This is a genomic window from Bacillus sp. FSL W7-1034 (genome assembly GCF_038593365.1).
GTDB lineage: Bacteria > Bacillota > Bacilli > Bacillales > Bacillaceae > Bacillus > Bacillus altitudinis.
This window is the reverse complement of the sequence record NZ_CP151989.1, coordinates 3,427,963-3,440,676: the sequence shown is the minus strand read 5'-3', so window position 1 is coordinate 3,440,676 and position 12,714 is coordinate 3,427,963. Positions and strand designations below refer to the sequence as shown.

At 41.6% G+C, this 12,714-nt stretch carries 14 protein-coding genes; 10 read left to right on the top strand and 4 right to left on the bottom strand.

Annotation, left to right across the window (positions count from 1 at the left end; translation table 11 throughout):
• Together NST73_RS17755 and NST73_RS17750 are read right to left on the bottom strand one after the other, a co-directional pair.
• Complete coding sequence (locus NST73_RS17755; protein ID WP_047945786.1) at positions 1–606, bottom strand: bacilysin biosynthesis protein BacA; 606 nt, start codon at positions 604–606, stop codon at positions 1–3.
• A gap of 149 nt (positions 607–755) precedes the next feature.
• Positions 756–1,988 carry an MFS transporter gene (locus tag NST73_RS17750; RefSeq protein WP_342499250.1) on the bottom strand — a complete coding sequence of 411 codons (1,233 nt, stop codon included), beginning with the start codon at positions 1,986–1,988 and terminating at the stop codon, positions 756–758.
• A 145-nt stretch (positions 1,989–2,133) separates the two neighbouring features.
• On the opposite strand from NST73_RS17750, the gene NST73_RS17745 reads away from it, so the two are divergent.
• Positions 2,134–2,613, top strand: a complete 480-nt coding sequence (locus tag NST73_RS17745; RefSeq protein ID WP_342499249.1) for an Lrp/AsnC family transcriptional regulator — start codon at positions 2,134–2,136, stop codon at positions 2,611–2,613.
• Positions 2,614–2,628: 15 nt separating this feature from the next.
• Here the strand turns inward: NST73_RS17745 and NST73_RS17740 are convergent, their stop codons facing one another.
• Complete coding sequence (locus NST73_RS17740) at positions 2,629–3,789, bottom strand: MFS transporter (protein WP_116306411.1); 1,161 nt, start codon at positions 3,787–3,789, stop codon at positions 2,629–2,631.
• Between the two features lie 67 nt (positions 3,790–3,856).
• On the bottom strand, positions 3,857–4,627 hold the full coding sequence (hemQ, locus tag NST73_RS17735) for a hydrogen peroxide-dependent heme synthase (RefSeq protein ID WP_024719459.1): 771 nt from the start codon (positions 4,625–4,627) through the stop codon (positions 3,857–3,859).
• A gap of 240 nt (positions 4,628–4,867) precedes the next feature.
• Between hemQ and pta the strand changes: the two genes are divergently transcribed.
• The 9 genes from pta (at position 4,868) to NST73_RS17690 (ending at position 12,712) form a co-directional block, all read left to right on the top strand.
• On the top strand, positions 4,868–5,839 hold the full coding sequence (gene pta / locus NST73_RS17730; RefSeq protein WP_072367323.1) for a phosphate acetyltransferase: 972 nt from the start codon (positions 4,868–4,870) through the stop codon (positions 5,837–5,839).
• Between the two features lie 126 nt (positions 5,840–5,965).
• Complete coding sequence (locus NST73_RS17725) at positions 5,966–6,817, top strand: MurR/RpiR family transcriptional regulator (protein ID WP_041507933.1); 852 nt, start codon at positions 5,966–5,968, stop codon at positions 6,815–6,817.
• 141 nt (positions 6,818–6,958) lie between these two features.
• Complete coding sequence (locus NST73_RS17720) at positions 6,959–7,630, top strand: RraA family protein (protein ID WP_146270936.1); 672 nt, start codon at positions 6,959–6,961, stop codon at positions 7,628–7,630.
• An 11-nt stretch (positions 7,631–7,641) separates the two neighbouring features.
• A complete protein-coding gene (locus NST73_RS17715) occupies positions 7,642–8,520 on the top strand; it encodes a prephenate dehydrogenase/arogenate dehydrogenase family protein (RefSeq protein WP_342499248.1) in 879 nt (292 codons plus the stop codon).
• Between the two features lie 43 nt (positions 8,521–8,563).
• Positions 8,564–9,898, top strand: coding sequence for a TRAP transporter large permease subunit (locus NST73_RS17710; protein WP_342499247.1), 1,335 nt, complete (start codon positions 8,564–8,566; stop codon positions 9,896–9,898).
• Between the two features lie 13 nt (positions 9,899–9,911).
• Positions 9,912–10,178 carry a hypothetical protein gene (locus tag NST73_RS17705; RefSeq protein ID WP_008343586.1) on the top strand — a complete coding sequence of 89 codons (267 nt, stop codon included), beginning with the start codon at positions 9,912–9,914 and terminating at the stop codon, positions 10,176–10,178.
• A gap of 170 nt (positions 10,179–10,348) precedes the next feature.
• Positions 10,349–10,747 (top strand): DUF5082 family protein, encoded by a 399-nt coding sequence (locus NST73_RS17700; RefSeq protein ID WP_041507929.1) that lies wholly within the window; start codon positions 10,349–10,351, stop codon positions 10,745–10,747.
• Positions 10,748–10,751: 4 nt separating this feature from the next.
• Positions 10,752–11,030, top strand: coding sequence for a YwqI/YxiC family protein (locus tag NST73_RS17695; RefSeq protein ID WP_008343583.1), 279 nt, complete (start codon positions 10,752–10,754; stop codon positions 11,028–11,030).
• An 11-nt stretch (positions 11,031–11,041) separates the two neighbouring features.
• Positions 11,042–12,712, top strand: coding sequence for a T7SS effector LXG polymorphic toxin (locus NST73_RS17690; protein ID WP_342499246.1), 1,671 nt, complete (start codon positions 11,042–11,044; stop codon positions 12,710–12,712).
• Positions 12,713–12,714 lie beyond the last annotated feature (2 nt).

Sequence of the window (12,714 nt, the reverse complement as noted above, 5' to 3'; positions counted from 1 at the left end):
TTACATCTCTCCTTTTCCGAATATGGACCAGCTCATGGGTATACTTTTAAACGTTCGAATGAAGATGAGGCCATATGTGGCTCTTGCCACCTCATTCGTTAAAGCAAAATCAAATTCGCCGTCCCTTACTTTCTGCGCAGCAGTACTTGTAGAATTAACAAGTTCAAATTCAGCATTTTGGTGAATGAAATATTGAATTAAATTGACAGGTGCAGGATGTGAGACAATTTTTAAATGGTGGAGCATTTGTTCATTGAATGGGAAATCAGGTCTGACTGCCAAACCATACATGGGCGTGTCACATCTGAAAATTTGTAAAAGCTGTAGATCTGGTCTCATGTAGAAGTGTTTGATGCCTTCATATGCGTGTGGAACGAGAGTAAATTGAAGTGGTTGAGAGAGAGTATGTTCAATGCAAGTTTCGAATGTGTCATAAAGGGATAGTTTCGTATGAGTGCCGAGTGTAGTGGTGGATTGAGAGATGAAATGTTTTGCTGCGTATTCACTGCTTGTCCCCTTAGGGCCTAGAGTGTTGACTGTAAACATCTTAGGTGAAGGGCTTGGCTCTTCTTTGAAATGAAACACATCATCATTCTTTAGGATCATGTTTACCATCCAATCTTTTTCAAATTTTTACTAGATTATAAAATTTAAAATTGGTAATTGTCAACAAATTTTATAAAAAATGTAATATATGATGATATTAAAAGTTGATCTAAAAAACTGCACATATCGAGATGTGCAGTGAAATGTGCTTACGTTTCAAGTGTAGTTGGCTGTTTTTTCTGTAAGGCGCGTTCTCGTTTATAGCTGACGAAGCTGATGATAAAACCAACAAGTGTGATCAATGCACAGACAAGACCTACCGTATGATATCCGAAATGGACATAAACGGGTCCCATCAGTGCGGAACCGAGCATAACAGCAAAGTTGGAGGCCAGGCTGTAAAAAGCCATCACTTTCCCGCGATGGGTTTGAGAGCAGTCGCTTAGAACGGTGCTTAGAAGCGTGACAGATAAGCTTTGCATAGCACCCCAAATAAATAGGGCGAAAATCAGCAACATCCACGAGAATGGCGCATAAGGAAGCAAGGCTAGAACAAGCGCAATTCCACCCAGCACAAAGACAAGGGAACGGGTTTTACCGAACCAGTCTGCTAATTTTCCAGTAAACATACTCATAGAAAAGCCGACGCCATAAGCCATAATAAGAAGTCCAGCTGTTGATTGTCCGCCATCAAACAGACTTTGCAGATAAGCACCTAAAAACGAGTACATGCCGTAAAATCCAAGCATATTGCAAAACGTCACAGTCAAATAGGCAGGCACACGATCAATTTTCAAAGCTCCCCATAAAGCGCCTGTTTTCTCTCTAGCTTGAGGTGCCTTCGGATCAGCTGCTCTGACTTGTTTTCTTGATTCAAGGATGACGAGCAGCAGGACAATGAGACTCATCATAGCGAAGATCCAAAACGTCCAGCGCCAGTTTAAACTCTGGCCGATAAAGGCGCCAATGGGCACACCAAGGACAAGAGAAAGAGACCAGCTCGATACAATGAGTCCCATCACTTTGCCGCGATATTCGTATGGAACCCGGTCGCCCACAAGAGCATAGGCTGTTGGCACAAATACACCAGTTGCCAGCCCAGAAATAGCACGACCTGCAAAAAACACGGCCAAATTTGGGGCAGCAGCACACATCACTGTTCCAATCAAAAAGAAAGACAGCCCAATCATCAAACACAGCTCTCTTGAATATCGGTCCCCTAAAGGAACGAGCAGCGGAGCTCCAACCAACACAGCTAACCCATAAATGCTGATGGAAAGAGCGAGAACATCAAGAGAGTGCTGAAAGGAGTTTGATAAATCAGGCAGCAGTGGTGAAATCACCAGTTCCTCCGATCCCGCCGCAAAAACGCCAAGTGTGAGTGCAATGGCAAGTGTGATGGGAAATGTTTTAGAAGCCTGGCTGTCTAAAGATTCTTTCATCAAGTGATCCCTCCATACTTGCTTTTTCATTCAATTCCGTTAAAATAAATTCTACCATTATTTAGTGTTATTTTACATTTCGTATCATAAGTATCATCATAAAATACTTTTCAAATGGAACGATTTTGGGATAGGAGCGTAACGAATGAAAATCACCGATGTGGATGTGCATATTTTAAACGAATTGAGAGAAGATGCCCGCTTATCAATGAGGGAATTGTCCAAACGAGTGAATTTATCAGCACCTGCGGTAGCAGAAAGAGTGCGAAAACTAGAGGATGCAGGGATTATCGAAGGGTATTCTGTTCAAGTCAATTATAAAAAGCTGGGTCTGATGATAGACTGTTTACTGGAAGTCACCGTATTAAATGGGGAGTATCAGCGTTTTGTGACATTTATGAACCAGCATCCACGTGCGTTCTTTGCTTATCGAGTGGCAGGACAGTCCTGTTTTTTCATTAAGCTGTCTGTTTCTTCTCTTGAAGAAATTGAAGCGTTTATTCAAGAGGTGTCTGGCTTTACAAAAACGGTCTCCCATATTGTTTTATCAGAGCATTCCTTTACCCATCCGGTACAGGAACGTGTGAAACAAATAGAAGAGCCAGAAATGACCGTGGTGAAATAGAAAAAGGACCTCCCCTCAGGTCCTTTTGATTCGTTTATCTGACTGATAGCTCATGATCGTAATGATCAATCCAATGAATGTTACACCTGCCGCAAAGAGCGGGACAAGCTGTAAATGTGTGATTTCGATAGCAAGACCGCCAAGCGCTGCACCGCCGGCATTTCCAATATTAAAGGCAGAATGACTGAGCGTTGATGCGAGTGTCGGGGCTTCATGTGCCATGTTCATCGTGCGGTATTGCAAGGTAGGAACGAGAATAAATGAAATGATTCCCCAAACAAAAATCGTCAGCACGGCAGGCACTTTAAAGGCAGATGTATATGTGAATAATAACAGGACAACCATCAGCAAGATCAATGTGACGATAATACTCGGCATCAGCTTCCAGTCCGCAAGTTTTCCACCGACTAAATTCCCAATGGTGACCCCAAGCCCAAAGAGGACAAGAATGAGGGTGACCCCGTTTTCCTGAAAGCCAGTCACTTGCAGCAGGATCGGGCTGATATACGTAAAGGCGGTAAACACACCCGCAAAACCGAATATCGTCATCGCAAAGGAGACGAGGACCTGCGGCTTTTTCAACACCGATATTTCATTTCGAATATCTAATACTTCTTCTTTCGATTGATTTGGTACTAAACTGATAATACCGATTAAGGAAATGAGACCAATGACAGCAATAACGAGAAATGACATGCGCCAGCCGAATTGATTTCCGATAAAGGTGCCAAATGGCACACCCAGTACATTGGCTACTGTCAGTCCTGTAAACATGAAGCTGATCGCACTTGCGCTTCGCTCCTTAGGAACAAGCCGTGCAGCCATAATGGCGCCGACACCAAAGAAGGTACCATGGGCAAATGACGTTAAAATACGTGCAGCCATCAACAGACCATAAGAAGACGATACAGCTGCGACAGCATTTCCTGCTACGAAAAGAATCATTAATAGAATGAGGAGACGTTTTCTCGACATTTTTCCAGTTGATAACGTTAAAATAGGGCCGCCAACTGCGACACCGAGTGCATATCCGGTAATCAGCTGACCTGAAGCAGAAATAGATACATGAAGATCATTTGCGACATTTGGCAAAAGTCCCATGATCACAAATTCAGTCATGCCAATCGAAAACGCACCGAGCGTTAACGCAAAAATAGCGATGGGGAAGTTTTTCATGATGAGATCACCTTTCTAAACAAATACATAAAAAGGCTTCGGAGAGATCCGAAGCCTTAAGAGTTTATCATACATGGAAATAAGACGCTAGCTGCTCGTTTGCTAATCGGTTTCCAACAAAGAAGGAACCAAATTCGCCGTAACGTGCACTCACTTCATCAAATCGCATTTCGTAAACCAATTTTTTAAATTGAAGCACATCATCAGAGAAAAGAGTGACGCCCCACTCATAATCATCAAAGCCAACAGAACCTGTAATGATCTGTTTTACTTTCCCAGCATAGCTTCTGCCAATTAAACCATGGCTTCTCATAAGGGATTTGCGCTCATCCATTGAAAGCATGTACCAGTTGTCATTGCCAGAACGTCTTTTATCCATTGGATAGAAACAGACATATTGAGAAGAAGGAAGCTCTGGATAGAGGCGCGCACGTACATGCGGGTTCTCGTAAGGGTCTCCGCCATCTCCGCCTCCTGCTAAGTAGTTGCTGAGTTCAACAACTGACACGTAAGAATAAGCTGGAATCGTAAACTCGGCTAGTCGTGTCTTGTTGAATTCAAGTTCAATTTCACCCAGTTCTTCCATGGTCGGACGTAAAATCATGAGCATAATATCTGCTTTTTGGCCGACAATACTATAGATTGTTTGGCTTCCAGCCTGATTGTGCTCAGCTGTTTTCCATTTTTCTAATAGACCTGTGAACTCATGAATGATGGCTTGACGCTCATCGCTTGTCAGCAGCTTCCAAGCTGTCCAGTCGATCGTTCTAAAATCATGCAGTGCATACCAGCCATCTAGTGTTTGAGCTGCTTCATTTGTTGTATGTTGTTCGCTCATTTCTTTCACTCCTATTTACAGTTTTCCATCTGTTCCAACTATAACATAGTTTGTCCAAATGAAGATGTGATCAAAACTTGAACGACGAAAACGCTTTTCTAGAAATTGATTTAATTAGTTTGAAAAATAAGAATTTAAATTGTAAGCGCTATAATGTAAGTTGGTAGTTTGAATTTATGTAGAAGAAGAGTATGCTTAAAAGAGAACGCTTTTTTTTGTAAAATCAAGGAGGGTATTGAAGTGGCAGATATTTTTTCAACAGTTCAGGAAAAGGTTGCAGGTAAAGGAGTTAAGATCGTTTTTCCTGAGGGAATGGACGAACGCATTCTAACAGCCGTTCAAAAACTAGCAGATAGCAAAGTATTGCAGCCAATTGTTGTAGGTAAGAAGGAAGAAGTAGAAGCAAAAGCAAAAGAATTAGGTCTTACACTTGATGGTGTTGACGTGTATGATCCTCATACATATGAAGGTTTTGAAGATCTTGTACAAGCTTTCGTCGAAAGACGTAAAGGCAAAGCGACAGAAGAGCAAGCGAGAAAAGCATTACTGGATGAAAACTACTTCGGTACAATGCTTGTGTATAAAGGTCTTGCAGACGGCCTTGTAAGCGGAGCAGCACACTCAACTGCTGATACAGTGCGCCCAGCACTTCAAATCATTAAAACAAAAGAAGGCGTAAAGAAAACTTCTGGCGTCTTCATTATGGCTCGCGGCGAAGAGCAATATGTGTTTGCTGATTGTGCGATCAACATTGCACCAGACAGCCAAGATCTTGCTGAAATTGCGATCGAAAGTGCAAACACAGCAAAAATGTTTGACATCGAACCACGTGTAGCAATGCTTAGCTTCTCTACAAAAGGTTCAGCAAAATCAGACGAAACAGACAAAGTATCTGAAGCGGTTCGCATTGCAAAAGAAAAAGCACCTGAGCTTGTTCTTGATGGAGAGTTCCAATTCGATGCAGCTTTCGTTCCTTCAGTGGCAGCGAAAAAAGCACCAGATTCCGTCATCAAAGGCGATGCTAGCGTATTTGTTTTCCCTAGCCTTGAAGCTGGAAACATTGGCTACAAAATTGCCCAGCGCTTAGGTAACTTTGAAGCTGTAGGTCCAATCCTACAAGGTCTAAATCAGCCAGTAAACGATCTTTCAAGAGGCTGTAATGCCGAAGACGTTTACAATCTTGCGCTTATCACAGCAGCTCAAGCACTATAAAATAGCATCTCGACTAGAGCAGTCAGTACGATAGATTCGTGCTGGCTGTTTTTTTATTTTGTCCAAATGTGTACAATAAAGAGTGAAAAGAAAACACGAAAGCCGATAGGATAGGCAGGTGCTATAATGGAGGACTTAATATATAAACTTCAGCATAAGGTCGCATTTTTAACCGATGCGCAGAGGAGAATTGCAGATTATATCGTACAAAATCCAATGGAAGTCGCTTTTTTAACTGTCGATAAATTGGCGTCAAAAGTCGGGACGAGTACAGCAACGATCATGCGATTCTCTGCTGCTGTGGGGTATTCCGGTTTTTCTGAGTTCCAAAAAGAGCTTCAATCAGCTATGAAGCATAAAGCCGACCCTCAAACGAGACTTGAAGCGAATCTCAAGCATTCAAATAAGAATAAGCTCTTGCATGACCATGTAGAACTTCAATTTCAAAATATCCAGTACGCACTAGACAATATCACGGAAGAAACCTTTCAGCAGATTGTTGGGAAAATAGCCAGCGCACGCCACGTTTTGTGTACAAGTGTTCGAAGTGGAAGACCTGTTGGTGAGTATCTGTCACTCGGAATCAATCGGTTATTGGGGAATTGCCAATACATTGATGCAGATCAAAGTGACTGGGTGGATGATTTGGTTCATTTCAACTCGGGTGATTTCATTATAGCTGTCAGCTATCCGCGCTATGCAAAGCGTATGAAAGATTTGATGGAAGCAGCGAAGTCTTATGGGGTGGAAGTGCTTTTAATCACAGACAGTTACAGCTCTCCACTAACCAAATATGCACAATATGTATTACCATGTTCCTCAGCAAGTGTCGGCTCTCATAACTCTGTCGTATCTGCTATCTTTATCGTCGATTACATTTTAAGTGCCTTAGCGATGAATGATCCTGAAAGAACAAAACCACGTTTAGATCAAATCAATCATATGTTAACGAAAATGAGTTACCACACAACACATTAGTCGTGTGGAACTCATTTTTTATTTTTTGAAAGCGCTTTACTAATTGAAAACGAGGTGGTATGATCATATCACAAAAGTAATAAATATTACTTTAATAAAAATAAGTGTAATGAATATAACTCAAAGGGGATGATGGAAACAATGAGTACTGTTCATTTCGTGTCAAATGATCTTATCGCTAGGGCAAAAAAGCTTAACTCGACCTTGCTGTCAGACGTAATGGGGTGCACTGGCGCGATGGATCATCAAATCAAACCAGTTGCGAAAGGCATGAATGTAGTCGGCACAGCTTTTACTGTTAGCTTACGGCCAGGGGATAATTTATTTCTTCATCAAGCGATCTACTCTGCTAAAGAAGGAGATGTACTGATTGTTGATGGGAAAGACCATAAGGGTCATGCCTATTTAGGGGAATTGATGGCACATTCAGCAAAGGCTGTAGGAATAGAAGGAATCGTGATTGACGGGCTCGTTCGCGACAAACTCGCTTTAGAGGAGCTGGCTTTGCCAATCTACAGTAAGGGATTTATGCCAAACGGACCTTATAAAGATGGTCCTGGAGAATTGAATCAAACCATCTCGTGCGGCGGTGTCAAAGTAGCCCCAGGTGATTTAGTCATTGCTGACGATGATGGAGTCGTCATCGTTCCAAAGGAAAAGGCGGAACACCTGCTGACACTAGCGGAAGAGAAACAAGCGTATGAACATCAGAGATTAAAAACGATTCAACAGTATGTGGACGAAGGAAAGCAAGACATCAGTCTCTTAGCACCGGCATGGCTGGAAGGAAGAATGAAAAAATTTCAGGAATAGGGGAATCGGTGATGAAAATAGGCTTTATCGGATATGGTGAAGCGGCATATGAGCTGTCAACGGGATTGAAAACAGAAGGATTAAATCAATTTTATGCGTATGATGTCCTATTACAAAATGAGAAATTAGCTGGCTCGTTGAAAGAAAAAGCATCGCAAACAGGCGTTCAATTAACGAGCAGTATTAGCGAACTCATTGAGAAATCTGATCTTGTGATTGCAGCTGTACCAGCGAATAAAACCTTAGAAGTGGCACAATCTGTATCGGGAAGTTTGAAAAAGAATCAATTATATGTAGATGTATCGGCATCAACACCAGACATCAAAAAACAAGTAGCAAACGAAATTGAAAAGCAAGAAGCGCTATTTGTAGATGCCGCCATGCTAGGGTCTCTTCCAGTCAACAAACACAAGGTTCCGATCACGGCAAGCGGCAGTGGAATTGACCAATTCATGAAAGTCATGAATGCTTATGGCATGAATATCACAAAAATTAGTGACCAGCCAGGAGATGCTTCGGCACTAAAGCTAATCAGAAGCATTTATATGAAGGGGATTGTCGGTCTATTGATTGAATTTTTGGAAATTTCTAAAAAATATAATGTGGAACATCAAGTGATTTCTTCACTAAGCGATACAATCGATAGTAAAAGTTTTGAAGAGACCATGAATCGTCTTGTGACAGGGAGTGCATTGCATGCAAAAAGACGGGCAGTAGAGCTTCTTGGCACTATTGAAATGCTAGATGAAGCAGAGATTGATGCCAGTATGTCTCGGGCAGCACAAAAGAAGCTTGAGAAATTAGCAGACTTTCACTTTGCTGAACGATTTGACGGGGTAAAACCTGCTAGCTGGGAAGAAGTCATTGACGTGATGCAGCCAGGGGAATAATTTGTAAGCGTTTTATTTAATGAAGGGGAGGCGAAGAAACGATATGGGTTTTATTGCGTTGATTGTGTTCATAGCTGTCATCATTATATGGAATGTCGTCGTGAAGCGGAATATGGGAGAAGCCATGCTATTAGGCTTTATTGCGACCACATTATTTGGCGGATTGGATGCGTTAAGACTTTTCTGGGATGGTTTAATATTTGCATCCACATATGAGGTGCTTTATGCAGCTGTCGCATTTGTATTCATGGCCTATTTAATCGAAAAGTTGGAATTAATTCATGCACTCTTACGAATCCTAAATTCGGTTGTAGGCAAACTTCCTGGTGGAGCGGCTTATATGAGTACGTTAGGTTCAGCAGTGTTAGGCGCTCTTTCAGGTTCAAATTCTGCAAACACAGCTGCGACTGGCTCTATCACGGCCTCTTGGATGATTAAATCCGGGTGGAGCCGGACCCATACGGCCACGATTCTAGCAGGGAATGGCGGACTTGGAGCGGCACTGCCTCCGAACTCTTCCATGTTTATCATGCTTGGGTTTGCACCAGTTGCCGCCCTTGTATCTGAGGGAGATTTATATATTGCCCTTCTAATAGGAGGACTGTATCAAGTCGTATACCGATTTATTTTGGTGTATCTTCTGGTGAAAAAGAATAAAATCCAGGCCATGCCGCCAGATGATATTCTTCCTTTCTGGGAAGCTGTGAAACAAGGGTGGAAGTCGATCTTTATTTTTTTCGGTGCCTTGATTCCTATCATTGTCACGATTGGTCCTCTGGCAAACTATTTAAAAAGTAACCCAAACATCGGACCAGAGGCAATGGATCAAATATCTTTAATTACATGGATTCCGATTCTCATGATGCTGATTAGTTTAACAATTGGAAGAAGCAAGGCGTCTGCTTTAGATTGGTCTCAATTTTTCAAATCAGCCATTCCTAAATTCACAACGATTGGCGCCTTGATGCTGTTTGCAGTGGCTGCTAGTCAAGTGCTTGCTGAATTAGGACTCGCAGAAGATTTGACGCAAATCACATCAGTACTTACCATTCCGAAATGGCTCATGGTGCTCATTGTGGGTGTTCTTGTCACACTGGTGGCAGGCCCTCTATCTTCAACAGCGACATTAACAGCTGTTGGGCTTGTCTCATTTTCAGCTTTAATCTCAGTTGGAGTGGACCCAGTTGTGGCTGTAGTTTCCATTCTTGCTTTTTCATCAACAGAAGGCGCTTCCCCGCCTGCATCAGGGTCCATATTTATCGCTTCTGGTCTAGCAGGGGCCAGACCAGAAAAAACCTTTATCCCACTGATCCTCTATTATATGCTTCCGATCGTTGGCATTGGCTGGCTCATTGGAATGGAGATACTTCCCGTATAGAAAGGAGAAACAGATGAGAGTATTGATGGAATTCTTATTTAAAGTGCTGCTTGTCCTATTCCTAACGTCAGGAACGTTGTTGGTATTCGGTCAAATACTAGGAATTCTATTGCAAAAGGGAGATATGATCATTGCAAGTACGAACCTATTTAAAAACCCAACACTGGTGTTAAGTGCCTTTTTTAGCCTTGTCGGGTTTTCACTCCATTATATCCCTGAGAAGAAAGACGCTGCATGTAACGATCATGACTCAGCATCAGTCACTGAAACTTTAAAATAAGCATCAAAAGCTGGATCCTATCGAAGGATTCAGCTTTTTTATGTGAATTAGGTATAAAAACCCAATACATACGATTCATTTTTTATTGAATTCGTTTTCAATCATATGCCTCTTGTGCTAGTAAATGGTAACATAACGGAGGACTATTTGAGGAATAGAGGTGTTTGACGATGTCTGGAGCTATCATCGGTTATACAACAGCCTTGTATTCGTTAAAGGCAGACATATCCATAAAAAAAGAACAAATCATAGAACTGAACATGTGTCGAAAAGAAATAAAAGAAGCAAAGTCTGCTCTGGCAGATGCTAACAAGAAAATGACTCATCCAGATCTGACATCACATACATGGTTTGGCCATCTCGCAGATACGTTTGATGACATTCGAGACGAGATGGCATCCGCCAGTCAAGAGATAAAAAGTGTACAGCTAACCAATCTATTGAATCGAATTGATGAGAAAATCAGCGACTTAAAATCAGAGATCCATTCATTAGAACATGAAATTCATTCGGTTGAAAGAAAAATAGAGAAAGAAAAGCAAAAACAACTGGAAGAAAAAAGAGGGTAGTCACATGAGCAGAGAAATTAAAATAGATGCCAGTCAGGTCAAACGAGTATTACAGCATGCAAAACAATCAGGCGCTCAAATGAATGCAACACTTCCAACAACCATCAAAGGAAGAAATCAGCTCCTGACGGCAGACACATTAGAAAAAATCAATCAGCAGCTGAACGAATTAAGTACATCCTACATAGACATTCTTCAGAAACAACTTGTACAAACAGAACAAGCGGTGAACACCATGATCGAAACGGACAAGGCGCTTGCTTCCAGCAGTAAAAGAAAATAAAGGAGAACGCAATGAAAACCCTTGATGCTTTTGCGCTAATAAACGGAATTGACCAAACGCTGAATACATTAAAACAGCAATCACAACAGATTAGCTCCATAGAAAAACAAATCCAACAGATCATCTCACTTGATGGCGCACTAAAGGGAGAGGCGGGACAAGCCATCCGCTCCTTTTATACAGAATGCCATATTCCCTTCCTGCAATTTTTTCAGGTTGTCATTGAGGAATACAGCTCTGCGCTCAAACAAACAAAGCAGGCGCTTCATACCCTTGAATCAAATCAGCACGGCTTTATATCACAAGCATTTATTGAACACGAACTTGATCAAGGCTTAAAAAAAGCGGAGCGAGCGATTTCTGAAATCGTATCAGAGGTGAACCACGCCATTGGCAGAGTTGGTCATATTGTTCACTTGCCAAGTGTAGACGAATCAGCTTTTCAGCAAAACTATCAAAAGGCATGGCTTGAGACCTCAAGAGCCATTGGTCTGCTTCATGCATTTGACAGGGAGCAGACAAGTGCTTTGCAAGAAACAAAAAGCTCCCTTCAAACAATGAAACAATTCATCAACACGCTAAGGACCATGTTCACCGGCCCAAAAATCGACATCACGAGTTATCAAAAAGGGTCTATTTTCAAAAATGGAAAAGAAGAAAAAATAAGCAACACCATCAGTGGATTGAATGACAAAATAGACAACATGAAAGAAAACCCGATGATGATCATGTTGAAGAAATTGAGTGAGAAAGAACAGGCGAATGTGGATACGGTGGTTCATAGGGGCACCCTCCTAAACGTCAACAAGCAAGTCAAAGCAAACGATCCATTGCTTACGACATTACAAAAAGAAGCTGTGAGCGGGAAAAGTAAGATTCATAGAGACATCAGGGTCGTAAATGGTAAACTATATAACGTAAAAGGCATCAAAAAGCTAAAAGAATTCGACATCGCTGATGAAGTCGTCACAGATCCGTCGGACATTGATTTTATAGGCGGGAGATACACCGTTTACGCCAATAAACAAATCATTCGAACGTATATCGCAAACGGCGAAGTAAGAATAGAAGAAGTCGACAACATCCCAGAAAGCCGGAGCCGAGGCAATGCGAAACGCATACTAGACGGTAAGGTCGTCTCAACCGCCGAAAACATCATTTTAGAATACAGCGGCATCTACGACGGCTACCGAGCCGTTACTGGCAAAGACCCAGAAACCAGCAAAAATATTAGCAGCACCGACCAAGCCCTATCTGCAGCCTCTATTATCCCATTTATGAAAATCATTAAAGGCGGGAAATATGTCTTTAAGATTGATCAAGGGAAGAATGTGGTGAAGAGAGTTGAGAAGACAAGAAAGGGTACGGGTGAACTGATTAAATTCAAAGGTGATGAAGCTATTATTCATTTTGAAAAGCATAGTAAAGAGATAATGGGTGCAATCGGCAAAAACAAATACAATATCAAAAATTATCTTGAAGATGCAAATCACCTTATTCAAAAGGGACAATATGTACCAGAACTGAATGGATATGTAAGAATTGTTGGTGGAAAGGGAAGTGCAAAATACGGATTTGTTGGGCTCGATAGAAAAACAGGAAATATCACCACATTTCATATAAAATCGGTTAAAGAACTTTCTAAAAAAGCACCAAGTTTAGGGATAAAAACAAAGAAGTAAAA

What these genes read in the sequence shown, in the direction of transcription:
- NST73_RS17755 (WP_047945786.1), bottom strand. Translation starts at nt 606, where the DNA reads ATGATCCTAAAGAATGATGATGTGTTTCATTTCAAAGAAGAGCCAAGC.
- NST73_RS17750 (WP_342499250.1), bottom strand. Translation starts at nt 1,988, where the DNA reads ATGAAAGAATCTTTAGACAGCCAGGCTTCTAAAACATTTCCCATCACA.
- NST73_RS17745 (WP_342499249.1), top strand. Translation starts at nt 2,134, where the DNA reads ATGAAAATCACCGATGTGGATGTGCATATTTTAAACGAATTGAGAGAA.
- NST73_RS17740 (WP_116306411.1), bottom strand. Translation starts at nt 3,789, where the DNA reads ATGAAAAACTTCCCCATCGCTATTTTTGCGTTAACGCTCGGTGCGTTT.
- hemQ (WP_024719459.1), bottom strand. Translation starts at nt 4,627, where the DNA reads ATGAGCGAACAACATACAACAAATGAAGCAGCTCAAACACTAGATGGC.
- NST73_RS17725 (WP_041507933.1), top strand. Translation starts at nt 5,966, where the DNA reads ATGGAGGACTTAATATATAAACTTCAGCATAAGGTCGCATTTTTAACC.
- NST73_RS17720 (WP_146270936.1), top strand. Translation starts at nt 6,959, where the DNA reads ATGAGTACTGTTCATTTCGTGTCAAATGATCTTATCGCTAGGGCAAAA.
- NST73_RS17715 (WP_342499248.1), top strand. Translation starts at nt 7,642, where the DNA reads ATGAAAATAGGCTTTATCGGATATGGTGAAGCGGCATATGAGCTGTCA.
- NST73_RS17710 (WP_342499247.1), top strand. Translation starts at nt 8,564, where the DNA reads ATGGGTTTTATTGCGTTGATTGTGTTCATAGCTGTCATCATTATATGG.
- NST73_RS17705 (WP_008343586.1), top strand. Translation starts at nt 9,912, where the DNA reads ATGAGAGTATTGATGGAATTCTTATTTAAAGTGCTGCTTGTCCTATTC.
- NST73_RS17700 (WP_041507929.1), top strand. Translation starts at nt 10,349, where the DNA reads ATGTCTGGAGCTATCATCGGTTATACAACAGCCTTGTATTCGTTAAAG.
- NST73_RS17695 (WP_008343583.1), top strand. Translation starts at nt 10,752, where the DNA reads ATGAGCAGAGAAATTAAAATAGATGCCAGTCAGGTCAAACGAGTATTA.
- NST73_RS17690 (WP_342499246.1), top strand. Translation starts at nt 11,042, where the DNA reads ATGAAAACCCTTGATGCTTTTGCGCTAATAAACGGAATTGACCAAACG.